This window comes from Pseudomonas sp. RA_35y_Pfl2_P32 (genome assembly GCF_963970735.1).
Lineage (GTDB): Bacteria > Pseudomonadota > Gammaproteobacteria > Pseudomonadales > Pseudomonadaceae > Aquipseudomonas.
In genome coordinates, this window is the sequence record NZ_CAXAQF010000406.1 from 1 (window position 1) to 327 (window position 327).

A 327-nucleotide genomic window follows, 5' to 3' on the forward strand; every position below is an offset into this window, starting at 1 on the left:
TTTGCCTGAGCTACGCCGAACTGAACCGCCAGGCCAACCGTTTGGCCCACCGCCTGCAAGCGGCGGGCGTGGGGCCGGATGGGCTGGTGGGCGTGTGCCTGGAACGCGGGCCGCAACTCATGGTGGCTTTGCTGGCCGTGCTCAAGGCCGGTGGTGCTTATGTGCCGCTGGACCCTGAATTCCCCGCCGAACGTCTGCGGCACATGCTCGACGACAGCCGCGCCGCGTTGCTGCTCAGCCAGACCTCGTTGCAGCCGGCGCTGCAGGCGCTGGGTGCAGCGGCCGAGTGCTGGTGCCTGGATCAACTGGACGAGCAGGGCCGCGACA

At 68.8% G+C, this 327-nt stretch carries 1 protein-coding gene; it reads left to right on the forward strand.

What is annotated here, in order from left to right; translation table 11 throughout:
* Positions 1 to 327: AMP-binding protein (locus tag AACY45_RS28920; RefSeq protein ID WP_339548899.1), on the forward strand; the 327-nt coding region annotated here is incomplete at both ends.